Source organism: Verrucosispora sp. WMMA2121 (assembly GCF_027460185.1).
Taxonomy (GTDB): Bacteria; Actinomycetota; Actinomycetes; order Mycobacteriales; family Micromonosporaceae; genus Micromonospora; species Micromonospora palythoicola.
Genome location: NZ_JAPZBH010000004.1, coordinates 839,601 through 866,066, shown reverse-complemented (window position 1 = coordinate 866,066; position 26,466 = coordinate 839,601). Strand labels below are relative to the sequence as shown.

At 71.5% G+C, this 26,466-nt stretch carries 22 protein-coding genes; 20 read left to right on the top strand and 2 right to left on the bottom strand.

Translation table 11 applies throughout. The features are described from left to right. Positions 1-3 precede the first annotated feature (3 nt). The 6 genes from O7605_RS04685 to prfA all read left to right on the top strand — a co-directional run bounded on the left by O7605_RS04685 (position 4) and on the right by prfA (position 9,800). On the top strand, positions 4-3,291 hold the full coding sequence (locus O7605_RS04685) for an efflux RND transporter permease subunit (RefSeq protein ID WP_269738069.1): 3,288 nt from the start codon (positions 4-6) through the stop codon (positions 3,289-3,291). Positions 3,292-3,378: 87 nt separating this feature from the next. After that, positions 3,379-4,617 (top strand): MFS transporter, encoded by a 1,239-nt coding sequence (locus O7605_RS04680; RefSeq protein WP_269738068.1) that lies wholly within the window; start codon positions 3,379-3,381, stop codon positions 4,615-4,617. An 89-nt stretch (positions 4,618-4,706) separates the two neighbouring features. Beyond that, positions 4,707-5,651 carry a homoserine kinase gene (gene thrB / locus O7605_RS04675; protein ID WP_269738067.1) on the top strand — a complete coding sequence of 315 codons (945 nt, stop codon included), beginning with the start codon at positions 4,707-4,709 and terminating at the stop codon, positions 5,649-5,651. A gap of 297 nt (positions 5,652-5,948) precedes the next feature. Continuing rightward, positions 5,949-7,973 carry a transcription termination factor Rho gene (rho, locus tag O7605_RS04670; RefSeq protein ID WP_269738066.1) on the top strand — a complete coding sequence of 675 codons (2,025 nt, stop codon included), beginning with the start codon at positions 5,949-5,951 and terminating at the stop codon, positions 7,971-7,973. A gap of 429 nt (positions 7,974-8,402) precedes the next feature. After that, entirely contained in the window at positions 8,403-8,627 is a 225-nt protein-coding gene (gene rpmE / locus O7605_RS04665; RefSeq protein ID WP_093405395.1) for a 50S ribosomal protein L31, read from the top strand. Between the two features lie 84 nt (positions 8,628-8,711). Continuing rightward, entirely contained in the window at positions 8,712-9,800 is a 1,089-nt protein-coding gene (prfA, locus tag O7605_RS04660; RefSeq protein ID WP_269738065.1) for a peptide chain release factor 1, read from the top strand. A gap of 14 nt (positions 9,801-9,814) precedes the next feature. On the opposite strand, the gene O7605_RS04655 is transcribed toward prfA, so the two are convergent. After that, positions 9,815-11,365, bottom strand: a complete 1,551-nt coding sequence (locus O7605_RS04655) for a GGDEF domain-containing protein (protein ID WP_269738064.1) — start codon at positions 11,363-11,365, stop codon at positions 9,815-9,817. Between the two features lie 70 nt (positions 11,366-11,435). Here O7605_RS04655 and prmC point away from each other — a divergent pair, with 70 nt between their 5' ends. The 4 genes from prmC to O7605_RS04635 all read left to right on the top strand — a co-directional run bounded on the left by prmC (position 11,436) and on the right by O7605_RS04635 (position 15,882). Continuing rightward, complete coding sequence (gene prmC / locus O7605_RS04650; RefSeq protein WP_269738063.1) at positions 11,436-12,416, top strand: peptide chain release factor N(5)-glutamine methyltransferase; 981 nt, start codon at positions 11,436-11,438, stop codon at positions 12,414-12,416. Next, positions 12,416-13,060, top strand: a complete 645-nt coding sequence (locus tag O7605_RS04645; protein ID WP_269738709.1) for an L-threonylcarbamoyladenylate synthase — start codon at positions 12,416-12,418, stop codon at positions 13,058-13,060. Before prmC ends, O7605_RS04645 begins: the two co-directional genes overlap by 1 nt. Beyond that, positions 13,061-13,672 (top strand): arsenate reductase/protein-tyrosine-phosphatase family protein, encoded by a 612-nt coding sequence (locus tag O7605_RS04640; RefSeq protein WP_269738062.1) that lies wholly within the window; start codon positions 13,061-13,063, stop codon positions 13,670-13,672. Between the two features lie 95 nt (positions 13,673-13,767). After that, entirely contained in the window at positions 13,768-15,882 is a 2,115-nt protein-coding gene (locus O7605_RS04635; protein WP_269738061.1) for a transglycosylase domain-containing protein, read from the top strand. Between the two features lie 5 nt (positions 15,883-15,887). On the opposite strand, the gene O7605_RS04630 is transcribed toward O7605_RS04635, so the two are convergent. Continuing rightward, positions 15,888-17,381 (bottom strand): SDR family oxidoreductase, encoded by a 1,494-nt coding sequence (locus O7605_RS04630; protein WP_269738060.1) that lies wholly within the window; start codon positions 17,379-17,381, stop codon positions 15,888-15,890. Between the two features lie 34 nt (positions 17,382-17,415). On the opposite strand from O7605_RS04630, the gene glyA reads away from it, so the two are divergent. The 10 genes from glyA (at position 17,416) to atpD (ending at position 26,207) form a co-directional block, all read left to right on the top strand. Next, positions 17,416-18,702 (top strand): serine hydroxymethyltransferase, encoded by a 1,287-nt coding sequence (gene glyA / locus O7605_RS04625; protein WP_269738059.1) that lies wholly within the window; start codon positions 17,416-17,418, stop codon positions 18,700-18,702. After that, the gene (locus O7605_RS04620; protein WP_269738058.1) at positions 18,699-19,169 is read left to right on the top strand and encodes a hypothetical protein; all 471 of its coding nucleotides are present in this window, start codon (positions 18,699-18,701) and stop codon (positions 19,167-19,169) included. Before glyA ends, O7605_RS04620 begins: the two co-directional genes overlap by 4 nt. Before the next feature lie 165 nt (positions 19,170-19,334). Beyond that, positions 19,335-19,556, top strand: coding sequence for a hypothetical protein (locus tag O7605_RS04615; RefSeq protein ID WP_093405421.1), 222 nt, complete (start codon positions 19,335-19,337; stop codon positions 19,554-19,556). Next, on the top strand, positions 19,557-20,378 hold the full coding sequence (gene atpB / locus O7605_RS04610; protein WP_164447646.1) for a F0F1 ATP synthase subunit A: 822 nt from the start codon (positions 19,557-19,559) through the stop codon (positions 20,376-20,378). Positions 20,379-20,473: 95 nt separating this feature from the next. Continuing rightward, positions 20,474-20,695 carry an ATP synthase F0 subunit C gene (gene atpE / locus O7605_RS04605; protein ID WP_013735640.1) on the top strand — a complete coding sequence of 74 codons (222 nt, stop codon included), beginning with the start codon at positions 20,474-20,476 and terminating at the stop codon, positions 20,693-20,695. A gap of 29 nt (positions 20,696-20,724) precedes the next feature. Then, on the top strand, positions 20,725-21,255 hold the full coding sequence (locus O7605_RS04600; protein WP_210941328.1) for a F0F1 ATP synthase subunit B: 531 nt from the start codon (positions 20,725-20,727) through the stop codon (positions 21,253-21,255). After that, on the top strand, positions 21,255-22,076 hold the full coding sequence (locus tag O7605_RS04595; RefSeq protein WP_269738057.1) for a F0F1 ATP synthase subunit delta: 822 nt from the start codon (positions 21,255-21,257) through the stop codon (positions 22,074-22,076). Before O7605_RS04600 ends, O7605_RS04595 begins: the two co-directional genes overlap by 1 nt. Positions 22,077-22,167: 91 nt before the next feature. After that, a complete protein-coding gene (gene atpA, locus O7605_RS04590) occupies positions 22,168-23,814 on the top strand; it encodes a F0F1 ATP synthase subunit alpha (protein ID WP_093405432.1) in 1,647 nt (548 codons plus the stop codon). Between the two features lie 9 nt (positions 23,815-23,823). Further along, positions 23,824-24,753 (top strand): F0F1 ATP synthase subunit gamma, encoded by a 930-nt coding sequence (locus tag O7605_RS04585; protein WP_269738056.1) that lies wholly within the window; start codon positions 23,824-23,826, stop codon positions 24,751-24,753. Continuing rightward, positions 24,753-26,207 carry a F0F1 ATP synthase subunit beta gene (gene atpD, locus O7605_RS04580; protein ID WP_443083869.1) on the top strand — a complete coding sequence of 485 codons (1,455 nt, stop codon included), beginning with the start codon at positions 24,753-24,755 and terminating at the stop codon, positions 26,205-26,207. Before O7605_RS04585 ends, atpD begins: the two co-directional genes overlap by 1 nt. The last annotated feature ends 259 nt before the right edge of the window (positions 26,208-26,466 follow it).

Here is a 26,466-nt window from a genome sequence, read left to right as displayed (position 1 = left end):
GCGATGTCGCTGCTCGCCAGATTCAGCCTCGCCAACCGAGGGCTGGTAGCCCTCATCGCGGTGGTGACCACGGCGTTCGGTGTGTACGCCGTGCCGTCACTGAAGCAGCAACTCCTACCGTCACTGGAGTTCCCCGCCGCCTTCATCGTGGCCCAGTACCCTGGTGCCGCGCCGGAGGTCGTCGAGTCCGAGGTCGCCGAGCCGATCGAGAACAGCCTGCGCGGCATCTCCGGTCTCGACTCGGTCGTCTCGACCTCCCGAGAGGGCCTGACCACCATCCAGGTGCAGTACGAGTTCGGCACCGAGCTCGACGACATGGTCAGCCGGATGCAGACCGCGATCAACCGGACCAGCCTGCCGGAGGGCGTCGACCCGCAGGTGATCGCGGGCAGCACCGACGACCTGCCGGCGGTGGTGCTGGCCGCGTCCGGCGACGACGACGAGCGGACCCTCGCCGGCAAGCTCCGGGACACCGTGGTGCCGGAACTGGCGGCGATCGACGGCGTACGCGGCGTCGAGCTGACCGGAGTCCGGGACGAACTTGTGGTGATCACCCCGGACCCGGCGAAGCTGGCGAAGGCGAAGGTACAGCCGACCGCGATCGGCACGGCGTTGCAGGCCAACGGCGTGGCGGTGCCGGCCGGTGCGGTGCTGGACGGCCAGCGCACCCTGCCGGTGCAGGTGGGCGCCCCGCTGACCACCCTGGACGAGCTGCGCGACGTGATCGTCGCTCCGCCGGTCAAGAAGGCCGGACCGGTCCGTCTCGGCGACGTCGCCACAGTCGAGGAGCAACTCGCGCCGGCCACCGCCATCACCCGCACCAACGGCCGGGAGAGCCTCGGCATCGCGGTCACCGCCGACCCGGACGGCAACGCGGTGGAGATCTCGCACGCGGTCGCCGACCGGCTCGCCGACCTGCGGTCCGCCACGGGCGCCGAGTTGACCGTGGTGCTCGACCAGGCGCCGTTCGTGGAGAAGTCCATCAAGACGCTGAGCACCGAGGGTCTGCTGGGTCTGATCATGGCCGTGGTGGTCATCCTGGTGTTCCTGCTGTCGGTGCGGTCCACCGTGGTCACCGCGGTCTCCATCCCGCTGTCGGTGGTGGTGGCGCTGATCGCCCTCTGGATCGGTGACTACTCGCTCAACCTGCTCACCCTCGGCGCGTTGACGGTCGCGGTCGGCCGGGTGGTGGACGACTCGATCGTCGTGCTGGAGAACATCAAGCGACACCTGACGTACGGGGGGCCGAAACGACAGGCGATTCTCACCGCCGTACGCGAGGTGGCCGGTGCGGTGACCGCGTCGACGTTGACCACGGTTGCCGTCTTCGCCCCCATCGCCCTGGTCGGTGGCTTCGTCGGGCAGCTCTTCGCACCCTTCGCGATCACGGTCACCGTGGCGCTGCTCGCCTCGCTGCTGGTCTCGCTGACGGTGATCCCGGTGCTCGCGTACTGGTTCCTCAAGCCGGTCAGCGCCGCGGCCGACGGGGCGGCGGTCCGGCGGGCGGCTGAGGAGCGCGAGCTGCGCAGCCCGTTGCAGCGGGCGTACCTGCCGGTCATCCGGTTCGCCACCGGGCGGCGGGCCTACCGGTGGGCGACCCTGGCGGCGGGACTGCTGGTGCTGTTCGGCACCTTCGGGCTGGCCCGGCAGTTGGAGACGAACTTCCTCGACGACTCCGGTCAGGACACCCTCAACATCCGCCAGGAACTGCCGGTCGGCACCGGGTTGGCCGGCACCGACGCGGCGGCCAGGCGGGTCGAGGCGGTGCTGGCGGACACTGCGGGCATCGACTCGTACCAGGTCACCGCCGGTGGCGGCGACACACCCTGGGCCGGCAGCGCCGGCAACAACGTGGCCAACTACGCCCTGCGGCTCGGCGGGGACACCGACGCGAAGGCGATGCGCGGCGTGCTGCGGGACCGGTTCGCGACGCTCGGGTCCGAGGCCGGCGAGATCACCTTCCCGGCGGGCCAGGGCGGGGCGTCCGCCAACGAGCTGGCGGTCATCGTCCGGGCCGCCGATCCCGAGGTGCTGGCCGCCGCCGCGGCGCAGGCCGAGGCGGCACTGACCGGCATCGGCGGGGTCGAGGACGTCTCGACCACCCTGGCCCAGCGGGTACCCCGGGTCGACGTGACGGTCGACCGGGTGGCGGCCAGCCGGGCCGGGCTCACCGAGGCCGCCGTCGGCCAACTGGTGGCGCAGTCTTTCCGGGGTACGCCGCTGGGTCAGGTGACCGTCGACGGCGCCGCCCGGGACGTGGTGCTGCGCCTGTCGGCGGCACCGCCGGCGACCGTGGCGGAGCTGCGGGCCCTGCCGGTGGGCGCGGTCGAGCTGGACGACATCGCCGACGTCACCGAGACCACCGGCCCGCAACAGGTACGGCGGATCGACGGTGAGCGCAGCGTCTCGGTGACCGGCACGGTCACCGGCTCCGACCTGGGCGCGATCAGCGCCGAGCTGCAGCGTCGCCTCGACGCGATCGACGTACCGGGGGCCACGTTCTCCCTCGGCGGGGTCAGCGCCGAACAGCGGGAGACCTTCGCCGATCTGGGTCTGGCCGTGCTGGCCGCGATCGCGATCGTCTTCCTGATCATGATGGCGACGTTCCGGAGCGTGGTGCAGGCGCTGATCCTGCTGGTGTCCATTCCGTTCGCGGCCACCGGAGCGGTCGCTCTGCTGCTGGTCAGCGGCACCGCACTGAGCGTGCCGGCGCTGATCGGTGTGCTCATGCTGGTCGGCATCGTGGTGACGAACGCCATCGTGCTGCTCGACCTGGTCAACCAGTACCGGGCCCAGGGCATGGGGGTGCGGGAGGCGGTGGTCGAGGGTGGACGGCACCGGCTGCGGCCGATCCTGATGACCGCGATCGCCACCATCTTCGCGCTGACGCCGATGGCCTTCGGGCTGACCGGTGAGGGCGGTTTCATCTCGCGACCGCTGGCCATCGTGGTGATCGGCGGCCTGCTCACCTCCACGCTGCTCACGCTGATCCTGGTGCCGACGCTGTACGCCATGGTGGAGGACACCAAGGTCTCGGTGCGGGCGTGGCGGCGGCGCCGTCACGGTGACCCGGCCGGCGAACCGGGTGCCGGCGAGACCGACGGCGCCGAGCCGGACACCGACCGGACGCCGGTGGGAGCGCAGGCCGGTGCCGGCACGGCGGACACCGGCCGGCGGGAGAGCCGGCCGGTACCGGCGGCGCCCTCCGGGGCGTTGATCGAGAACACCGACCAGTTCGAGGTGCTGCGGCTGCCGAAGACCCGTAACTCGCCGTTCCCACCGAACGGGTGACCGGGCACCCCCGGAGGGTCCTCGGGCCCTCCGGGGGTGTCCGCGCTCCGACTCGGCCACCGACGGTGGCCGGGTATGGTCCGCTCCGTGGCGTCCACCCTCTCGGTCCTCACCCGCAACCGGAACTTCCGCAATCTCTTCCTCGCCGAGCTGGTGGTCTTCGGTGCCGACTGGTTCGTCATGGTTCCGTTGCTGGTGCTGCTGCCGAAGCTGACCGGCAGCGGGGTGTGGGGCGCTCTGGTGCTCGCCGTGGACACCGGCATCGTGGCGCTGTTGCTGCCGTACTCCGGCACCATCGCCGACCGCTTCGACCGGCGCACGATCATGATCGTCTCGAACGCCGCGGCGCTTGTCGGCGTCCTGCTGCTGCTCGGCGTACGCGACGCCGGCACGGCCTGGCTGGCGCTGCTCGGTATCGGCGTGGTCGCGGTGGCGAAGGCGTTCTACTCACCGGCGGCGCAGGCGGCGCTGCCGAACGTGCTCGATCCGGACGAGCTGGCCGCCGGCAACGCGGTGGCCGGTTCGGCGTGGGGCACGATGACCGTCGTCGGCGCGTCGCTCGGTGGGGTGCTCAGCGCGGCGGCCGGGCCGTACGCCTGTTTCTGGGTCGGTGCGGTCGGGCTGGTGATCGCCGCGGGCCTGGCCACGCTCATCCGCCGCCCGTTGCAGGCAACCCGGGAGCGGGGGGCGAGGCCGCCGCAGACCTGGGCGGCCATCCGCGAGGCGCTCGTCTACATCGGGCACCGTCCGCGGGTGCTGGCGCTGGTGACGGTCAAGTCGGCGGTGGGTCTCGGCAACGGTGTGTTGACCGTCTTTCCGCTGCTCGCCGGGGTGTACGGGGTCGGCGCGCTCGGTGCCGGCCTGCTGTTCGCCGTCCGTGGTGCCGGCGCGTTGGTCGGTCCGATCATGATGCGTCGGGTGCTGACCAACCGTGCCTGGCTGCTGCCCGGCCTGGCCCTGTCCATGTCGGCGTACGGGCTGGCCTACCTCGGTACCTCCGTGGCCGCCTGGTTCCCGCTGGTGCTGGTCCTGGTCTTCGTGGCGCACTTCGCGGGTGGCAGCAACTGGGTGATGTCGAACTTCGCCCTGCAGGGCGAGGTGCCGGACCGGCTACGGGGTCGCGTCTTCGCGACCGACATGATGCTGGCGACCCTGGCGATCTCCGTCAGTCAGCTGGTGGTTGCCGCGGTCGTGGACATCGTCGACGAGCGTGTCGTACTGGCCGGCTGCGGCCTGGTCACCCTGGTCTACGCGATCGGCTGGCGGATCGCGACGCGGGGTCTGTCGCTCGCCGCGTCGCCACCCGCCGTCGCGGAGAACCGGTAGCGAGGTGCGGTCCGGTGCCCCCGGTGTTCGGTGTCCCAGGTGCCGGGCGATGCTCCCCATCGGTGGCGGCTGTCCCTAGCATGGGCGGGGTGTCGACCACATTCGTCGCCGAACCGGCCCGGGTCCGGGTGCCGGCCACCAGTGCGAACCTGGGGCCCGGCTTCGACGCGCTCGGGCTGGCCCTCGCGCTGCACGACGACGTCGCCGCCGAGGTGACGGCCGGGGGCGTGACGGTGACGGTGACCGGCGAGGGAGCCGGCGAGCTGCCGACCGACGACAGCCACCTGGTGGTACGCGCCATGCGCGCGACCTTCGACGCGCTCGGTGGGCAACCACCGGGGCTGGCGGTGGAATGTGTCAACCGCATCCCGCAGGCGCGCGGGCTCGGCTCCTCGTCGGCGGCGATCGTCGCCGGGGTGCTGCTGGCCCGGGCGCTGGTGGCGGAGGGCGCAAGTCGCCTCGGCGACGACGCGGTGCTGCGGCTGGCCGCCGAGATCGAGGGCCATCCGGACAATGTCGCACCCTGCCTGCTCGGCGGCTTCACCCTGGCCTGGACGGAGCCGGACGGTTCCCGGGCGGTGTCGCTGCCGGTGGCCCACGGCGTACGCCCCACGGTGCTGGTGCCGGCCGAGCGGGGGCTGACCGCCTCGGCCCGTGCGGCGTTGCCGGCCGCCGTGCCGCACGCCGATGCCGCGTTCAACGCCGGCCGGGCGGCGCTGCTGGTGCACGCGTTGACCGCGCAGCCGGCGCTGCTGCTGCCGGCGACCGCCGACCGGTTGCACCAGGGCTATCGCGCGGCGTCGATGCCGGGCACGAACACCCTGGTCAACGAGCTGCGTGCGGCTGGTGTGGCGGCCGTGGTCAGTGGTGCGGGCCCCACCGTGCTCGCCCTGTCCGAGCTGCCCGTAGAATTCGACGCGGGAACAGACTGGCGGCTGCTGCGGTTGGCGGTAGATGTATGCGGGGCGCAGGTCGAACGGGGTAGACTCGGACACGCGGAGCGGGACCCTGTTGCCGCAGGTCGCAAGAGTTGATTACGCTCTAGACTTAGCACAGCCGCGAAGCATGCGATCTCCCTGCGGGTCGGCGCACCCCCGAAGCTTTCGGCGGTAAGCCCGTCACCCCTGCCTAGGCCCACGCCGCACCGCAGTCTTCACTGGTCGCCGCAGACGGCGAAACCCCGCCCACCGCTCCATCTGGTGGGTCGGGAGACCGACCGGCTGCTGTGTCAAAGACTCCCGCGAAGCGTCATGCGAGGCGGGTGTACCGAGGCCGCCCGGCCACCTGTTGTCGATTCCGGGCAGTCCCGGCCTATCGAGGGAAGGAATCCATTGAGCGACACCACCGACGTGACGTCGGATGTTTCCAACGTCGCTGGCGATGCCACCACCGCTGCCCCCGCCCGCCGCCGGCGCAGCGGCACCGGCCTGTCGGCGATGCTGCTGCCGGAGCTGCAGAGCCTGGCCGCGTCGCTCGGCATCTCGGGGACGGCTCGCATGCGCAAGGGCGAGCTGATCAGCGCGATCACCGAGCGGCAGGGCGGCACTGCCGGGGCCCCTCGACCACGGGCCGAGGTCGCGGCGGCCGCCGCACCGGTCCGCGAGGAGGTGCACGCGGAGGTACGGGACGCCGGCGAGCGACCGGAGGCCGAACGCCGTGGCGCCGAACAGCCGGCGGCGAGCGTCGAGAGCGAGGGTCGTGGCCGTACCCGGCGGAGCCGGACCGCCGTGGCCGAACCGCGTGCCGAGGAGGCCGCCGCCGAGGGCGAGCGGTCCGAGGGCCGGTCCGGCCGTGGCGCCGAGCGCGGCGAGCGTGCCGAGCGGGGTGACCGTGCGGAGCGCAGCGCCGAGCGCGGTGACCGAGGCGAGCGCGCCGACCGCGGCGACCGTGCCGAGCGGGGTGACCGTGCCGAGCGCGGCGAGCGGGACAACCGTGCCGAGCGCGGCGAGCGTGCCGAGCGTGGTGACCGTGCCGAGCGCGGTGACCGAGGTGAGCGTGCCGAGCGCGGTGACCGAGGTGAGCGCGCCGAGCGCGGTGACCGAGGCGAGCGCGCCGACCGTGGTGACCGCGGACAGCGCGGCGAGCGGGACAACGACGGTGACGACGACGGCGACAGCGGCGGTCGGCGCAGCCGGCGCAGCCGTTTCCGGGACCGCCGGCGGGGCCGGGGCGACCGCAACGATTCCGGTGGCGACGGCGGCCGTGAGCCGCAGGTCGGCGAGGACGACGTGCTCGTGCCGGTGGCCGGCATCGTCGACGTGCTGGACAACTACGCCTTCGTCCGGACCACCGGCTACCTGGCCGGTCCCAACGACGTCTACGTGTCGATGTCCCAGATCAAGAAGTACGGCCTGCGGCGCGGTGACGCGATCACCGGCGCGGTCCGGGCGGCCCGCGACGGCGAGCAGCGGCGTGACAAGTACAACCCGCTGGTCCGGCTGGACACCATCAACGGGATGGAGTCGGACGAGGCCAAGCGCCGGCCGGAGTTCTACAAGCTCACCCCGTTGTACCCACAGGAGCGGCTGCGGCTGGAGACCGAGCCGCACATCCTCACCACCCGGGTCATCGACCTGGTCATGCCGATCGGCAAGGGGCAGCGGGCGCTGATCGTGTCGCCGCCGAAGGCCGGTAAGACCATGGTGCTGCAGGCGATCGCCAACGCCATCACGCACAACAATCCGGAGTGCCACCTGATGGTGGTGCTGGTGGACGAGCGACCCGAAGAGGTCACCGACATGCAGCGGTCGGTCAAGGGCGAGGTCATCGCGGCCACGTTCGACCGCCCGCCGCAGGACCACACCACCGTCGCCGAGCTGGCGATCGAGCGGGCCAAGCGCCTGGTCGAGCTGGGCCACGACGTCGTCGTGCTGCTCGACTCGGTGACCCGGCTCGGTCGGTCGTACAACCTGGCGGCACCGGCCAGCGGCCGGATCATGTCGGGTGGTATCGACTCCACCGCGTTGTACCCGCCGAAGCGGTTCCTCGGCGCGGCCCGCAACATCGAGAACGGCGGCTCGCTGACCATCCTCGCCACCGCCCTGGTGGAGACCGGTTCCATGGCGGACACGGTCATCTTCGAGGAGTTCAAGGGCACCGGCAACGCGGAGCTGAAGCTGGACCGGAAGATCGCCGACAAGCGGACCTTCCCGGCCATCGACATCCACCCGTCCGGCACGCGCAAGGAGGAGATCCTGCTCGCGCCGGAGGAGTTGGCCATCGTGCACAAGCTCCGCAAGGTGCTGCACTCGCTGGATTCGCAGGCGGCACTCGACCTCCTGCTGGACCGGCTCAAGCAGTCCCGTACCAACATCGAGTTCCTGATGCAGATCGCCAAGTCGACGCCGGGGGAGTAACTCCCGCCGACGAAGACCGACGAAAGGGCGTGGCCGGGTCCGGCCACGCCCTTTTCGGGTGCCGGATCGGCTCGGGTCCCTCCGCCCGTACCCTCTCGGTTCTGGCCCTTTGCTCTGCTTCACCCCACGCACCGGAAGCCGGCCGGAACCAGTGCGCCGGTTGAAGCAGAGCAAAGGGGGCGCGGAGGTAGATATGTCCCTGCTGGTGGCGTCGGGGTGGGTGCAGGAATGCTTCGCGCAGGTGGTGGGAATGCGTACGGCAGGCCCGGTGTTGCTACCGGCGACCAGGTGACGCGGCCCGCCTCCAGGGCCCACCGAAGCCCATGGCAGACTGGTCAATCGGCCACCGGTTCCGGTTCACGCCCCCATCGGCAGGCAGCGGCAGGCCAGGGGCGACCCGGCGACCACAGACGAGAGGACCGAGGCGACATGAAGCCCAACATCCACCCGGAGTACGTGACCACCGAGGTCAGCTGCTCCTGCGGTAACACCTTCACCACCCGCAGCACCGCCAAGGGCGGCTCGATCCACGTCGAGACGTGCAGCGCCTGCCACCCGTTCTACACGGGCAAGCAGCGTGTGCTGGACACCGCTGGCCGGGTCGCGAAGTTCCAGCAGAAGTACGCCAAGGTTCAGGGCAAGAAGGCCAAGTAGCTCCTCGTCCGACGCCCGCGTCCGGTTCACCGCCGGGCGCGGGCGTTGTCCGTCTGTGTCCGGTCTCAAGGAGCGATCTCCAGCATGAGCAGTGAACGCCTGGCCGCCCTCCTCGACGAGTACGCCGAGTTGGAGAAGCGACTGGCCGACCCCGCGATCCACGCCGACCAGGGCACCGCCCGTCGGATCGGCCGTCGCTACGCCGAGCTGGTGCCGCTGCACAAGGCCGCCGCCGAACTGGAGCAGGCCCGCGCCGATCTCGCCGCGGCGCGCGAACTGGCCGCCGAGGACGCCTCCTTCGCCGCCGAGGCCGAGACGATCGCGGCGACGCTGCCGGTGCTGGAGGAGCGGCTCGCCGAACTGCTCATCCCTCGTGACCCGCACGACGCCAAGGACGTCATCGTCGAGATCAAGGCGGGCGAGGGCGGCGAGGAGTCCGCGTTGTTCGCCGGTGACCTGCTGCGCATGTACACCCGGTACGCGGAGCGGCGCGGCTGGGTCACCGAGGTGATCGACGCTCAGGACTCCGACCTCGGCGGCGTGAAGGACGTCTCGCTGGCGATCAAGACGAAGGGTGTGCCGGAGGGCGGCAACGGAGTCTGGTCCCGGTTGAAGTGGGAGGGCGGCGTACACCGGGTGCAGCGGGTCCCGGTCACCGAGTCGCAGGGACGCATCCACACCAGCGCGGCCGGCGTACTGGTGTTGCCGGAGGCCGAGGAGGTCGACGTCACCGTCGACCCGAACGAGTTGCGCATCGACGTCTTCCGCTCGTCCGGGCCCGGGGGCCAGTCGGTGAACACCACGGACTCGGCGGTGCGGATCACCCACCTGCCCACCGGCATCGTGGTCTCCTGCCAGAACGAGAAGTCCCAGTTGCAGAACCGGGAGCAGGCGATGCGGATCCTGCGCGCCCGGCTGCTGGCCGCCGCGCAGGAGCAGGCCGACGCCGCCGCGTCGGACGCCCGCAAGGCCCAGGTGCGTACGGTGGACCGCTCCGAGCGGATCCGCACCTACAACTTCCCGCAGAACCGGATCACCGATCACCGGATCGGCTTCACCGCGTACAACCTGGATCTGGTGCTCGCCGGGGAGCTGGACGGCGTGCTCGACGCGCTCGGCGAGGCGGACCGGGCCGCGCGCCTGGCGGGCGACGCGGAGCTGACCCGCCGCTGAGACGCTGCCGTCGGTCAGGCGGTACGCGGCCGGGCCTTGGCCCGCAGCATCTCCCGGTCGGCGGCCTCGAAGGCGGCGCCGAGCGCGTCCCGCTGGCCGGGGCCGCCCGCGCCCACCTCGGCGAAACCGATGCTGACCCCGACCGGAGTGCCCGGTACCAGTGACTCCCAGTCCTCGGTGCGGACGGCCGCGTCGATCCGGCGAGCCACCTCGGCCGCCTCGGTCATCCCCGCTTCCGGCAGCACCACCACGAACTCGTCACCGCCGTAGCGGGCGACGAAGTCGCCCCGACGCATCACCCGGTTGATGACTCCGGCGACCCGTTGCAGGACCAGGTCGCCCGAGTGGTGCCCGTGCCGCGTGTTGACCGCCTTGAACCCGTCCAGGTCGCAGACGCCGATCACCACCCGCTCACCCCGGGCGACCACGGCCGCGATGTAGCGCTCCAACCGGCGCCGGTTGGGCAGCCCGGTCAGCGGGTCGGTGAGTGCCTCTCCCTCGAACCGGGCCGCTTCGCGACGCATCTCCTCGTGGTCGATCCGGGCGGCGATGCCGTCGATGTAGACGTCCCGGAGCCGGTCGTGGCGCTGCGCGGCGAGCCGGAAGGCCAGCCGGTCGGCCCGGTGCGCGGCGGCGTGGTCACCGGCTCGTCCGAGCGCCATGCTGCGCAGCCGGGCCGGCTCGGCCGCGCCGAGCGTCTCCGCGGACACCTGGACGGTGTCCAGCCGGGTGACCGCCTCGATGGGGCGTCCGCTGGCGATGGCGAGACACACCTGGCCGAGCTGGCGCATGTCGCGGGCCCGGGCACTGTCCGCGCCGTAGCCGAGCAGCCGGGCCGGGTCCAGGCCCGGGACAGGATCGATGTCGTCGCCGAGGGCACACCGGCGGGCGGCCGCGTAGCCGTAGGCGGCCAGGCTGCTGGGACGCAGCCGGTCGGCACGTCCGGCGGTGACGAACCGGCCCAGGTCGCCGCCGACATCACGCAGTACGCGCAGACAGCCGTCGCTGTCACCGGTGTGGTCCAGGGCGACCGCGTTGCGCAGCCGGATGCCCGGCGCGGCGAACGTCTCCTCGGGGATGCCGGCGGCGGTGCCCAGTTGCCGGGCGCGTTCGATCGCGCCCAACGCGTAGCCGTGGAAGCTGAGGTACGAGTAGGCCATCGCCAGGTCGTGCCAGCCCCAGGCGGTGTCCCGGTCCGCCTCCTCGACCGCGCCGAGCGCCCGGGCGGCCTTGACCAGGTGCGTCACGCAGCGGTCCAGCGCGCCCTGATGATGGGCGGCCAGCGCGGCCAGGGCGTTGAGGTGCCCGTGCAGATAGGGCTCGGCGAGGTCGCGTACCGCCGCGGACGCCTCCTCGATGGCGCGGGTGTACTCGGCGGTACGCCCGAGGTTGATCAGGGCCGAGAGCCGCTGCACGAGCGCGTCGGCGCGGGCGTGCGGGTCGCGGGTGGCACGCAGCACCTGCTCCAGGAGCCCGTACGCCTCGGTGGAACGGCTCACCTCCTGCAACGCCCGCGCCTTCGTCAGGGCGTCAACCTGGTCCTCGACCCGGTCGAGCCAGCCCACCCGTGACCTCCTGTCGGTGTGCCGCTGCACCCGCTTATGCACGTGCACGGCGACGCTTCATGATTATTGCGTGACCACCGCGCCGCAACACCCGTCCGAAGGGACGAGACGTCACCGTCCGACGCCCGTGATCGCCGACGCGGCCCGTACTCTCGCCACCGCCGGCGTGACCTCGGCCCGCGCGGAGGCCGAGCTGCTGGCCGGGTACGTGCTCGGGATCCCCCGGGGGCGGTTGGCGCTGGCGGACGGCTTCACCGACGAGCAACTCGTCGGTTACCGAGCGCTGGTGGCCCGCCGGTCCCGACGGGAACCGTTGCAGTATCTCACCGGCACCGCCGGCTTCCGGCACCTGGAGCTGGCCGTCGGGCCGGGTGTCTTCGTGCCACGCCCGGAGACCGAACTGCTCGCCGGGTGGGGCGTCGACCAGGCCCGGCGGGTCGCGGGCAACGACGGCGGGCAGGCCGACGGGCGGTCGGAGCCGCTGGTGGTGGACCTGTGCAGCGGGTCCGGGGCGATCGCCCTGTCGGTGGCCTCCGAGGTGCCGCAGGCCCGGGTGGTGGCGGTGGAACGCTCGCCGCGGGCGCTGTCCTGGCTGCGGCGCAACGCGGCGGCTCGGGTCGCCGCCGGTGACCGGCCGATCGAGGTGGTGGCGGCGGACGCCACCGATCCGGCGCTGCTGGCCGAGCTGGCGGGTCGGGTGGACGTGCTGCTGTGCAACCCGCCGTACGTCCCGCTCGCGGTGGCCGTACCTCCGGAGGTGGCCGACCACGACCCGGCGGAGGCCGTGTTCGGTGGGACGGACGGGCTGGACGTCATCCGCCGGGTGATCGACCGGGCGGCTTTCCTGCTGCGTTCCGGTGGCGTCCTCGGCGTCGAACACGACGACAGCCACGGCACGGTGGTGCCGGATCTGCTCGCCGCCGACGGTCGGTACGCCGCGATCGTCGACCATCGCGACCTCGCCGGCCGGCCGCGTTTCGTCACCGCGTCCCGCCTCGCGGACCGCCCGCCACCCGGTGCCACCGCGACGTGGCAGACTGGCTCCTCGTGATGCTCTACGACTGCCGGTCGCTCGCCGACCGGGACCGCGGCATCGCTGCGGCCATCGAGGCGGTCCGCAACGGCGAGCTGGTCGTCCTGCCGACCGACACGGTCTACGGGATCGGCGCCGACGCGTTCACCCCGTACGCGGTCAAGGCGCTGCTGGACGCCAAGGCTGTCCCGCACGCCTCGCCGCCGGTGCTGATCGGTTCCCGGCACACCCTCGACGGCCTGGCCTACACCCTGCCCGCCGCGGCGCGTGATCTGGTCGAGGCGTTCTGGCCGGGCGCGCTGACCATCGTGGTGAAGCACTCGGCGAGCCTGCGGTGGGATCTCGGCGACGACAGCGGCACGGTGGCGGTGCGGATGCCGCTGCACCCGGTGGCGCTGGAGGTGCTGCGCGAAACCGGGCCGATGGCGGTCGCGTCGGCCAACAAGCTCGGTCAGCCGGCCGCGCTCACCGCCGACCAGGCGCGCGACCAACTCGCCTACTCCGTGCGGGCCTACCTGGAGGCGGGGCCGGCGGTGGATCCGGTGCCCAGCACGATCGTGGACCTGACCGGCGACGAGGCGGTGCTGGTCCGGGAGGGCGCGATCGACCTGGCCCGGCTCCGTGAGGTGGTACCGGAGCTGCGTGAGAGTCAGGTGGTGTAGGTGCCTCCCTTCACCGTCCTGCACGTCTGCATGGGCAACATCTGCCGTTCTCCGATGGCCGAGCGGCTGCTCACCCTCGCCGTGGCCGATCGGCTGGCCCGGCGCGAGGTCGACCCGGCCCGGGCCGGGGAACTGCTGCACAGCCACAGCGCGGGCACCGGCGGTTGGCATGCCGGCGAGGAGATGAACCCGCCGGCGGCCCGTCAGGTCATTACCCGGGGCGGCGACACCGACGGGTTCGCCGCCCGCAAACTGCGCTCCGATCACATCGACGCCGCCGACCTGGTGCTGACCGCCACCGCGGATCAGCAGGAGTACGTGACCGCGTTGCGGCCCGACGCCGCCGGCCGCACGTTCGTCCTCGGCGAGTTCGGCCGGTTGCTGGCCGCGCTCGACCCGGCCGGGTTGCCGGCGGCCGAGGCCACCGCCGACGCGGTACACGCCCGTGGCGTGGCGTTGGTCGAGGCGGCGCACGAGGCCCGTCAGGGCGCCACCGCGCTGCCCACCGACGACCTCGACGACCCGTGGGGGCGCGGTGACCAGTGCTTCAGCCGGGTCGCCGACGAGATCGAGGAGACGGTGCAGCCCCTCGCCGCGCTGCTGCTCCCCTGATCGGCGAATTTCATCCGGGTTTGGGGAAAGGCGCGGCAGAAAGGGTGATTAGCGCCATCCTGAGGGAGTCCTGACGGCTCCTGCGGGGAGAGCTGATGACCCGGGCGTTCTTGCCGAAGATGTTCACCGTCCTGCTGGCCGGCACGCTCGCCGGCCTGGTGCTGGCGGTGGCGGCGCTGCCGGCCGCGCTGGTGTTCGGCATCGGATTCTCGGCGCTCTCCGCGCCGTACGCGGAGCTGCCCAACACGCTGCGGACACCGCCGACGGCCCAACGATCGAACCTGTACGCCAGCGACGGCACCACCCTGATCACCTCCTTCTACCAGGAGGACCGGGTGGACGTGCCGCTGGACGAGGTGGCGCCGGTGATGCGGCAGGCCATCATCGCCGCCGAGGACGCCCGCTTCCACGAGCACAGCGGGGTGGACCTGCGGGGCATCGTGCGGGCCTTCACCGCCAACCGGCGCGACGGCGCCACCCGGCAGGGCGCCTCCACGCTGACCATGCAGTACGTCCGCAACGTGTTGAGCACCGACCCCCGGCTCAGCGAGGCGCAGCGGGCCGCGGCCACCGAGGTGAGCACCGCCCGCAAGATCCAGGAGATCCGGTACGCGCTGGCGCTGGAGCGGGAGCTGACCAAGGAGCAGATCCTCGCCCGTTACCTGAACATCGCGTACTTCGGTGCCGGCGCGTACGGCGTCGCCGCCGCCAGCAAGCGGTACTTCTCCACCGCACCGGCGAAGCTCACGCTGGCCCAGGCGGCGCTGCTGGCCGGGCTGGTCCGGTCCCCGGACAGCGACGATCCGATAAACGGCGACGCCGACAGCGCGACCGCCCGGCGCGGCTACGTGCTGGACCGGATGGTCGAATCGGGCGTGGCCGCGCCCGAGGAGGCGGCCCGGATCGCGGCCCAGCCGTTGAACCTGCGGCCCAGCGAGACACCGAACGACTGCACGGCGGTGCCCGAGGGGCACAACGACTGGGGGTTCTTCTGCGACTGGTTCACCCGCTGGTGGAACAGTCAGAAGGCGTTCGGCGCCAGTGTCGACGAGCGGCAACGCACCCTGCGCCGGGGCGGGTTCAGCATCGTCTCCTCACTCGACCCCGGTGTGCAGCGGGCCACCACCGAACAGGTGCGGCGGATCTACCCGGCCGAGCACCCGCACGCCATGCCGACCGCGGTGGTCCAACCCGGCACCGGGCGGGTGCTCGCCATGTCGGTGAACCGCACCTACAGCGTGGCCGCGAACCCCGGCGGGCAGCAGAACCACCCCAACACCGTCAACCAACTGGTCGCCGGCGGCGGCACCATCGTCGGCTACCAGGGCGGTTCCACGTTCAAGCTGTTCACCATGCTGGCCGCGCTGGAGGCCGGGCTGCCGCTGAACACGGTCTTCGACGCGCCTCGACGGATCGTGACCGACTTCCGGGTCAGCGGCACCGAGGCGAGCTGCGGAGGGTACTGGTGTCCGCAGAACGCCAGCGCCTCGGTGAGCGGCCGGCACGACATGTGGACCGCCTTCGGCGACTCGGTCAACACGTACTTCGCCTGGCTCACCGAGCGGGTCGGGGCGGACCGGGTGGTGGAGATGGCCGAACGGCTCGGCATCGTGTTCCGGGCCGACGACGACGCCCAACTGGCCCGGCACGGTGCCCGGGAGTGGGGCCCGTTCACCCTGGGGGTCTCCGCGACCACCCCGCTCGACCTGGCCGGTGCGTACGCGACATTGGGCGCGGAGGGCACGTGGTGCGCGCCCACGCCGGTCACCTCGATCACCGATGCGGACGGTCGCCGCGTGGCCGCCGGGCAGCCGGACTGCCGGCAGGTGCTCGACGTCGACGTGGCCCGGGCGGCGGCGGACGCCGCCCGTTGCCCGGTCGGCGACCAGTCGATGTACCAGGGCTGCGACGGCGGCACGGCGACCGGGCTGCGCGGTCAGCTCGGCCGGCCGGTGGTGGGCAAGACGGGCAGCTCCGAGCGGTACGCCACGGAGACGGTCGTGGCCCTCACCCCGCAGGTGGCGGTGGCGGCGATGGCGGCCAACCCCGACGAGCCGCGCGACGCCGTCGGCCGGGCGGTGCAGACCGCCATGGTGGAGGCGGTCGGGGAGATCCTCTCCTTCGCCCTGCGCGACGAGCCGGTCCGCGACTTCGTGCCGCCGAGCGAGACGACCGCCTGGCGGGTCACCGGGCAGCGCACCGGCGACTGACCGGCTCAGCCGGCGGCCGGGCCGCGGGCCGGGGCGGCCGCCGCCAACCGCTCGGCACCCTCGGCGATGTTGCGGGCCATCCCGCCGAAGACCACCGCGTGGAACGGCGTCACCGCGGCCCAGTACGCGTGCCCGACCAGACCCCGGGGCAGGAAGACCGCCCGCTGCCGGTAGCTGACCTGTCCCGCGTCGTCGGTCTGCACCCGCATCTCCAGCCAGGCCCGGCCGGGCAGCCGCATCTCGGCGCGCAGCCGCAGCAGTTCGCCGGGGACGATCTCCTCCACCCGCCAGAAGTCGAGTGCCTCGCCGACCCGCAACTGGTGCGGGTGACGCCGGCCGCGCCGCAGCCCCACCCCGCCGACCAGCCGGTCCAACCAGCCGCGCACGGACCAGGCGAGCGGGAACGAGTACCAGCCGTTCTCCCCACCGACCCCCTCGATCACCTGCCACAACGCCTCCGGCGGGGCCGCCACCGTCTGCTCCCGCAGGTCGGTGTAGGCGGTGCCGCCGCTCCAGTGCGGGTCGCTCGGCAGCGGCTCGGCGGGGGCGTCCGCACCGGCCGCGTTCGACCACCGGGTCTCCACCTCGGCGTCGCGCACCTTGGCCAGCGCCAGCTCGACCGCCCGGTCGAAACCGGTGAGTCCGCCGGCCGGGTCCGGCAGGTACGTCGCGATGTCGTGCTCGTGCGCCACCGCCTCGTGCACCAGGCTCTCCACCAGCGGCCGGGCGAGCGCGTTGGGCACCGGGGTGACCAGTCCGACCCAGTACGACGACAGTGTGGGCGTGAGCGGCCGTACCGGCAGCAGGAGACGGCGGGAGAGCCCGGCGACCCGGGCGTAGCGCTGCATCATGTCGCCGAAGGTCAACACGTCCGGACCGGCGATGTCGAAGGCCCGGTTGACCTCCGGTGGCAGCGTCGCGCAGCCGACCAGGTAGCGCAGCACGTCGCGGACCGCGATCGGCTGGATCCGGTTGCTGACCCAGCGTGGGGTGACCATCACCGGCAGCCGCTCGGTCAGGTAGCGCAACATCTCGAACGACGCCGAGCCGGAGCCGAGGATCACCGCCGCCCGCAGCACCACCGTGGGCACGCCGCTGTCCAGCAGGATCCGCGCCACCTCGGCGCGGGAGCGCAGGTGCGCCGAGGCGGCGTCGTCGGGCGCCGGCTCCGGCCCACCCAGGTAGACGATCCGGCGTACGCCTGCGGCGCGGGCCGCCTCGGCGAAGGTCGTCGCGGCCTGCCGGTCGGCGGCCTCGAAGCCGGCCTGGCCGAGCGAGTGCACCAGGTAGTACGCCACGTCGACGCCGTCGAAGACGCCGGCCAGGCTCTCCGGCCGGCTCAGGTCGCCCTCGACCACCTCGACCTGCGCGGCCCACGGCACGTCGCGCAGCCGATTGGCCCGCCGCGCCAGGCAGCGCACCGCGTATCCCTCGGCCAGCAGGCGCGGCGCCAGGCGCCCGCCGATGTATCCGGTCGCTCCGGTCACCAGGCATCTCACGCCTCCAGTCTGCGGTCTCCTAGACTCTGGCGCTGTGGAGACCGCCGAGGGCACCTTCTGGGGGCCGGACTTCGAGCAGCTCAGCACGGCCGACCCGGAGATCGCGGAGGTGGTGCTGGGCGAGCTGGACCGGCTGCGCGGCGGGCTGCAGCTGATCGCCAGCGAGAACCTCACCTCGCCGGCCGTGCTGGCGGCGCTGGGCTCGACGCTCACCAACAAGTACGCCGAGGGCTATCCGGGCCGGCGCTACTACGGCGGCTGCGCGCAGGTGGACCGGGCTGAGGAACTCGGCATCGCCCGGGCGAAGGACCTTTTCGGCGCCGAGCACGCCAACCTCCAGCCGCACTCCGGCGCGAGCGCCAACCTGGCCGCGTACGCCGCGCTGGTCCAGCCGGGTGACACGGTGCTGGCGATGGAGCTGCCGCACGGGGGGCACCTCACCCACGGCAGCCGGGTGAACTTCTCCGGCCGGTGGTTCAAACCCGTCGGCTACACCGTCCGGCGGGACACCGAGCTGATCGACTACGACGAGGTACGGGATCTCGCCCGCACCCACCAGCCGAAGATGATCATCTGTGGGGCGACCGCGTACCCACGACTGATCGACTTCGCCCGGTTCCGGGAGATCGCCGACGAGGTGGGCGCGTACCTGATGGTGGATGCCGCGCACTTCATCGGGCTGGTCGCCGGGCAGGCGATCCCGTCGCCGGTGCCGTACGCCGACGTGGTCTGCGCGACCACCCACAAGGTGCTGCGCGGCCCGCGCGGCGGCATGATCCTCTGCCGGGAGGCGGTGGCGGAGCGGATCGACAAGGCGGTCTTCCCGTTCACCCAGGGCGGCCCGCTGATGCACGCCGTGGCGGCCAAGGCGGTCGCGCTGCACGAGGCGGCACAACCGGCGTACCGCGGTTACGCCGCGCAGGTGGTGGCGAACGCCCGGGCGCTCGCCGCCGGGCTGGCCGCCGAGGGGATGCGTCCGGTCTCCGGCGGCACCGACACCCACCTGGCGCTGATCGACCTGCGGGAGACCGGGGTCACCGGCGCCGAGGCGGAGGCGCGGTGCGACGCGGCGACCATCACGTTGAACAAGAACGCGATCCCGTACGACCCGCAGAAGCCGTTTGTCGCCTCCGGAATCCGGGTGGGTACGCCCAGCGTCACCACCCAGGGCATGGGGGAGGCGCAGATGCGTCAGGTCGCCGTGCTGATCGCCCGGGCGGTGCGGACCGATCCGTCCGCCCCGGGTGGCGTCGACGAGTTGGCCCGGATCGCCGCCGACGCGGCCGAACTGGCGGCCGAGTTCCCGGCGTACCCCCGATGAGCGCGCCTTCGGGCGGACCCGGCGTACCCCGGGCGACCGCGCCCCGGGCCGGGGAACCCGGCGCGATCCGGGCCCGGCTGCCGTACCTGCGCCTGCCACTGCTGGCCTGTGCCGCGCTGGCGGTGGTCGCGGTGCCGGCCGCCGCCGTGCTGCGCGGCCCGACCGGTGCGGCCGGCGTGGCCGCCGGCATCGCCCTGGTGGTCGTCAGCTACCTGATCTCGGGTCTCTCGGTGGCCTGGGCCGACGCGGTCCACCCGCGACTGATCATGTCGGTGGGGCTGGTCACCTACGCCACGAAGATCGTCATCCTGGGAGTGGCGATGGCGGCCGTGGCGGCCACCGGCTGGCCGGGGCTGCCGGACATGGGGGCGGCCATCATCGCGGCCGTGCTGGTGTGGACCGGTGCCCACCTGACCTGGGCGTTGCGCTCCCCGCTGCCCAGCGTGGACCGTCCGTCGGATCACTGACCGTACGGCTGGAGTTTCCCCGGCGTTTCGTCGGCCTGTCCGGCTGGCCGGACAGGAGTAGGCTAACCCCGGCTTGACGCGCCGCACCCGCCGCCCGCACGCTGCCCGCAGTGTGGGGGGTGCCGCACACTCGCGAAACACCCGGCTGATAGTGTTCGCCTCGTCATGGCCGACAACCCACACCGCAGAAGCCCCGACGAACACTCGTCGGAAGGTGTCGCCGGAGCCGTCCTCGGCTACCTGCTCGCCGGCATCGTGGTGTGGGGATTCCTCGGCTGGTTGGCGGGGGAGTTCCTGGGCCTGCCGACCGGCGTCGGAATCGCCGTGGGCATGATGCTCGGCGCAGCCGGAGCGATCTACCTGATCATGAAGAGGCTCAGTGCCTGAGTGCCGGCACGCGCGGGTCTGTCGAGTGCGGAGGATGACACGGTGAGCGGACAGCTTGTCGCCGCAGAGGGCCTTCCCTGGCCCCCCAGCGTCGGAGACTTCTACCCGCCGGATCTCGCCGGCCCGTGGGTCACGAAGTTCACGCTGATGATCTGGCTGGCCGTCGGGCTTCTGATCATCTTCTTCATGGCCACCTACCGGAACCCGAAGCTGGTGCCGAGCAAGGGTCAGTGGATGGCCGAGTCGATCTACGGCCTGGTCCGGGACAACATCGCCCGCGAGCAGATGGGCAAGGACGGCATCCGGTTCGCGCCCTACTTCACCGTGCTGTTCTGCTTCATCGCGGTGACCAACCTCTTCGGCGTCACCCCCGGGTTGCAGATCTCCCCGAACTCGCACATCGCCTTCCCGATCGTGCTAGCCGCGATCACCTACGTGATGTACCTCTACATCGGTGTCCGCAAGCAGGGTCTGGGCCGCTACCTCAAGCAGAGCCTGATCATCCCGGGCGTGCCGTGGCCGATGCACGTCCTGCTGATCCCGATCGAGTTCCTGCAGAACTTCATCAACCGACCCGTCACGCTGGCGGTGCGACTCTTCGCCAACATGTTCGCCGGGCACCTGATCCTGCTGGTGTTCACCGTCGGCGGCTTCGTGATGCTCGCCTCGGACAACGTCTTCGTCCAGGTGACGTCGGTCTTCTCGTTCCTGATGGCGATCCTGATGGCCTTCTTCGAGGTGCTCGTCGCGCTGTTGCAGGCCTACGTCTTCGTCACCCTGACCGCCAACTACATCGGCACGTCGCTCGCCGACGGGCACTGATCCACAGACCTCGGCGGGCCGCCCGGCCCGACCAAGCTTCCGGTACGACCGCGTACGCGTGAGGAATCACGCGTCTACTAGGAGGAATACCCGCAATGGACGTTATTGCCGCCATCGAGGGCAGCGTCAACACCATCGGTTACGGTCTCGCCGCCATCGGCCCCGGCATCGGTGTCGCCCTGGTCTTCGCGGCCTACATCCAGGCCAGCGCCCGCCAGCCGGAGTCCGCCGGCTACAACCGCACCTGGCTGGTCCTGGGCTTCGCGCTGGTCGAGGCGCTCGCCCTGTTCGGCCTGGTGCTCGCGTTCGCAGTCTGACGTAGCCCGACGCGACCCGGAGGTCTGACATGTATGTCGCCGCTGAAGGTGTAGAGCATCACCCGCTCGTGCCGATCTGGCAGGAGCTCGTCGTCGGGACGATCGCCTTCGCCCTGCTCTGCTTCGTGCTGATGAAGTTCGTGATGCCGCGCATGGAGGCGATGTACCAGGCGCGGGTCGACGCGATCGAGGGCGGCCTCAAGCGTGCCGAGGCTGCTCAGGCCGAGGCCAACCAGCTGCTGGAGCAGTACCGGGCCCAGCTCGCCGAGGTGCGTACCGAGGCGGCCCGGATCCGGGACGACGCCCGCGCCGACGCCGAGTCGATCCGGACGGAGATCCTGGCCAAGGCCCGGGAGGAATCCGACCGGATCATCGCCGCCGGCCGGGAGTCGCTGGCCGTGGAGCGCCAGACCATCGTGCGCGAGCTGCGCGCGGAGGTCGGCGGCCTCGCGGTCGACCTGGCCAGCCGGATCGTGGGCGAGTCGCTCGCCGACGAGGCCCGGCGTAAGGGCACCGTCGAGCGGTTCCTCACCGACCTCGAGAGCGCGGGGGCCCGCTGATGCAGGCCGCCAGCCGGGAGTCCTACGCCGCCGCGCTCGCGCGGCTGGAGGCGTACGTCGCCGGTGCCGAGCCGTCGACCGTGGCCGGCACCGGTGCGGAACTGCTCGCCGTCGCGGACCTGCTGCGGCGGGAGGTCCGGCTGCGCCGGGCGCTCTCCGACCCGGCACGCGAGGGTGCGGACCGCACCGGCCTGCTGAACTCGGTGCTCTCCGGCAAGGTCGGTGCGGACACGCTCGACCTGCTCGGGACGCTTGTCGCCGGCCGCTGGTCGGTGCCGTCGGAACTGCTCGACGGCGCGGAAGGTCTCGGCGTGCAGGCCCTGCTCGCCAGCGCCGACCGCGCCGACGAGCTGGGCGAGGTGGAGGACGAGCTGTTCCGTTTCGGCCAGGTGGTCGCCGCGGACCCGCAGTTGTCCAATGCCCTGTCCGACCCGATGGCGCCGGTGGCCCAGCGGGCCGAGCTGGTCGGGATGCTCCTGACGGGCAAGGCCCGGCCGGTGACGGTGCGGCTGGCGGAGGCGGCGCTGGCCGGCTTCGGTGGCCGGTCGTTCACCGCCGCGTTGTCCCGGCTGGTGGAGCTGGCGGCGGAGCGGCGGGACCGGCAGGTCGCGTACGTGACGGTCGCCGCCCCGCTCACCGAGGAGGAGGAGCGGCGACTGGGCGATCGGCTATCCGCCATATACGATCGACAGGTTGCTGTCAAGCTTACGGTTGACCCGACGATCCTCGGTGGAGTGAGCGTACGGGTGGGGTCGGACCTCTACGACGGGACGATCCTGCGCCGCCTCAACGAGACCCGCAACGCGCTCGCGAAGCGCTGACCAGCACCCGCGAAGCGCCCGGAAAGACAGTCGACCCGAGGACCGGTCGGTACTAGGTATCCCGGGCCCCTGATACTTAAGGAAGCAGAGGATGGCCGAGCTGACCATCTCGACGGAGGAGATCCGCGGCGCCCTTGAGCGCTACGTCTCCTCCTATTCGCCCGACGTCTCCCGTGAGGAGGTCGGCACCGTCGCCGACACCGGCGACGGCATCGCCCACGTCGAGGGCCTGCCCTCGACCATGACCAACGAGCTGCTGGAGTTCGAGGACGGCACGCTCGGCGTGGCGCTGAACCTCGACGTCCGGGAGATCGGTGTCGTCGTCCTCGGCGACTACTCCGGGCTGGAGGAGGGGCAGCGCGTCAAGCGCACCGGCCGGGTGCTCTCGGTGCCGGTCGGCGACGCCTTCCTGGGCCGCGTGGTCAACGCGCTCGGCCAGCCGATCGACGGCCTCGGCGAGATCGCCGACGAGGGCTACCGCGAGCTGGAGCTGCAGGCCCCCAACGTGATGGCCCGGCAGTCCGTCTTCGAGCCGATGCAGACCGGCATCAAGGCCATCGACGCGATGACCCCGATCGGTCGGGGCCAGCGGCAGCTGATCATCGGTGACCGGAAGACCGGCAAGACCACCGTCGCCCTGGACACCATCCTCAACCAGCGGGAGAACTGGGCCTCCGGCGACCCGAAGAAGCAGGTCCGCTGCATCTACGTCGCCATCGGCCAGAAGGCCTCCACCATCGCCGGCATCAAGGGCATCCTTGAGGAGGCGGGCGCGATGGAGTACACCACCATCGTCGCTTCCCCGGCGTCGGACCCGGCCGGCTTCAAGTACCTCGCCCCGTACACCGGCTCGTCGATCGGCCAGCACTGGATGTACGGCGGCAAGCACGTGCTCGTGGTCTTCGACGACCTGAGCAAGCAGGCCGAGGCGTACCGGGCCGTGTCGCTGCTGCTGCGTCGCCCGCCGGGCCGTGAGGCGTACCCGGGTGACGTCTTCTACCTGCACTCCCGGCTGCTGGAGCGCTGCGCGAAGCTCTCCGACGAGATGGGTGGCGGCTCGATGACCGGCCTGCCGATCATCGAGACGAAGGCCAACGACATCTCGGCCTTCATTCCGACCAACGTCATCTCGATCACCGACGGTCAGATCTTCCTGGAGACCGACCTGTTCAACCAGGGCGTCCGGCCGGCGATCAACGTCGGCACCTCGGTCTCCCGGGTCGGCGGCGCCGCCCAGGTGAAGCCGATGAAGAAGGTCTCCGGTTCGCTGCGGCTGAACCTGGCCCAGTTCCGGGAGCTGGAGGCGTTCGCCGCCTTCGCCTCCGACCTGGACAAGGCCTCCCGCGCCCAGCTGGACCGCGGTGCCCGCCTGGTGGAGCTGCTCAAGCAGCCGAACTACTCCCCGTACCCGGTGCAGGAGCAGGTGGTGGCCGTCTGGGCCGGCACCGAGGGCAAGCTGGACGACGTCCCGGTCGGCGACGTGCGGCGCTTCGAGACCCAGTTCCTGGAGCACCTGCGGCGCAAGCACAACGCCACGCTCCAGGCGATCGCCGACAACAAGTGGGACGACGACATCATCGCCACCCTCGACTCGGCCGTCGCGGAGTTCAAGCAGGGCTTCCTCGGCCGTGAGGACGAGCGCACGATCAACGAGGCGCCGGCGGCGCCGCTGGAGGGCGAGGCCGAGCACGAGACGGTCACCCGGTACAGCGGCGAGGCTCCGGCCGAGAAGCAGTAGGGCCGGGCCATGGCGGCGCAGGTACGTGTTCTTCGTCAACGGATCCGCTCGGCGAAGGGGATGAAGAAGATCACCAAGGCGATGGAGCTCGTGGCGACGAGCCGGATCGCCAAGGCCCAGGCCCGGGTGGAGGCGTCCCTGCCGTACGCCCAGGCCGTCACCGGTGTGCTCACCGCGCTGGCGTCCAACGCCTCGGTCGACCACCCGCTGCTCACCCCGCGCGAGCGGGTGCGGCGGGCGGGCGTGCTGCTGGTGACCTCCGACCGCGGCCTGGCCGGTGGCTACAGCTCCAACGCCATCCGGACGGCGGAGTCGTTGATCGCCCGGCTCAAGGCCGACGGCAAGGAGCCGGTGCTCTACGTCATCGGGCGCAAGGGCGTGTCGTTCTACCGGTTCCGCAACCGGCCGATCGAGGCCAGCTGGACGGGCTTCTCGGAGCAGCCGTCCTTCGCTGACGCCCGCGAGGTCGGTGAGACGCTGATCAAGGCGTTCACCGCCGGTGCGGACGACACCGACGGCGATCCGGGCCCGGACGGGGTACGCGGCGTGGACGAGTTGCACATCGTCTACACCGAGTTCAAGTCCCTGATGACCCAGAACCCGATCACCCGCATCATCGGGCCGTTGCAGATCGAGGAACGGCCCCGCGCGGAGGGTGCGCTGCCGGCGTACGAGTTCGAGCCGGACGCGGAGGCGCTGCTCGACGCGCTGCTGCCGAAGTACATCAACACGCGGATCTACGCGGCGTTGCTGGAGTCGGCGGCCAGCGAGTCGGCGGCCCGGCGGCGGGCGATGAAGAGCGCCACCGACAACGCCGAAGAGATGATCGACAAGTACACGCGTGAGATGAACTCGGCCCGCCAGGCCGGGATCACCCAGGAGATCAGTGAGATCGTCGGCGGCGCGAACGCGCTGGCCGCGTCGGGAAGTGAAGTGTGATGACTGTTTCCACCGCTGCTGGAGGACCAGCCGAGACCAAGACGGCCACCGGTCGCGTGGTCCGGGTCATCGGCCCGGTCGTCGACGCCGAGTTCCCGCGCGACGCCATGCCGGACCTGTTCAACGCGCTGCACGTGGACGTGACCCTGTCCGGCGGCGAGAAGACGCTGACCCTGGAGGTCGCCCAGCACCTGGGTGACAACCTGGTCCGCGCCATCTCGATGCAGCCGACCGACGGCCTGGTGCGCGGTGCCGACGTCCGGGACACCGGCGGCCCGATCAAGGTGCCGGTCGGCGACGCGGTCAAGGGCCACGTGTTCAACGCCATCGGTGAGTGCCTCAACCTGACCGAGGGCGAGACCATCCAGGCCGACGACCACTGGGGCATCCACCGCAAGGCCCCGGCCTTCGCGGACCTGGAGCCGAAGACCGAGATGCTGGAGACCGGCATCAAGGTCATCGACCTGCTCGCCCCGTACGTCAAGGGCGGCAAGATCGGCCTGTTCGGCGGTGCCGGTGTGGGCAAGACGGTGCTCATCCAGGAGATGATCACCCGGGTCGCCCGTAACTTCGGTGGTACCTCGGTCTTCGCCGGCGTGGGTGAGCGCACCCGTGAGGGCAACGACCTCATCCACGAGATGACCGACTCCGGCGTCATCGACAAGACCGCTCTGGTCTACGGCCAGATGGACGAGCCGCCGGGCACCCGGCTGCGGGTCGCGCTTTCCGCGCTGACCATGGCGGAGTACTTCCGGGACGTGAAGAAGCAGGAGGTGCTGCTCTTCATCGACAACATCTTCCGCTTCACCCAGGCCGGTTCCGAGGTCTCCACCCTGCTGGGCCGGATGCCCAGCGCGGTGGGTTACCAGCCGACCCTGGCCGACGAGATGGGTGAGCTGCAGGAGCGGATCACCTCCGTCCGGGGCCAGGCCATCACCTCGATGCAGGCGATCTACGTGCCGGCGGACGACTACACCGACCCGGCGCCGGCCACCACGTTCGCCCACCTGGACGCGACCACCAACCTGGAGCGGTCCATCTCCGACAAGGGCATCTACCCGGCGGTGGACCCGCTGGCCTCCTCCTCGCGGATCCTGGCCCCCGAGTTCGTCGGCCAGGAGCACTTCCAGGTGGCCAGCGAGGTGAAGCGGATCCTCCAGCGCTACAAGGACCTGCAGGACATCATCGCCATCCTCGGCATCGAGGAACTCTCCGAGGAAGACAAGATCACGGTCCAGCGGGCCCGGCGGATCGAGCGCTTCCTGTCGCAGAACACCTACGCGGCGGAGCAGTTCACCGGCGTGCCGGGCTCGACGGTCCCGATCAAGGAGACCATCGAGGCGTTCCGCAAGATCAGCGAGGGGGAGTACGACCACTTCCCCGAGCAGGCGTTCTTCATGTGCGGTGGGCTCGACGACCTGGAGAAGAAGGCCGCCGAGCTGATGAAGGGCTGACCTTCGCCACACAGAGACACCAGAAAGAAGGCCGTCCCGGTAACCCCGGGGCGGCCTTCTGTTCATCTTTACGACGTACCATCGCCGCTGCCCGGTGACCCGTGCTCGGCGATCACGCCGACTGCGAGCTACCGTCGTTGCGATGTCCAGGAGGGCGACCGTGCAGTGGCGAGGCGCGGTCGCGGTCAGTTCCGCTGTGCATCGCACAGCCACGCTCATGCGCCGATGAGCGTTGATTGGTTAAACCATTCGGCCCCGC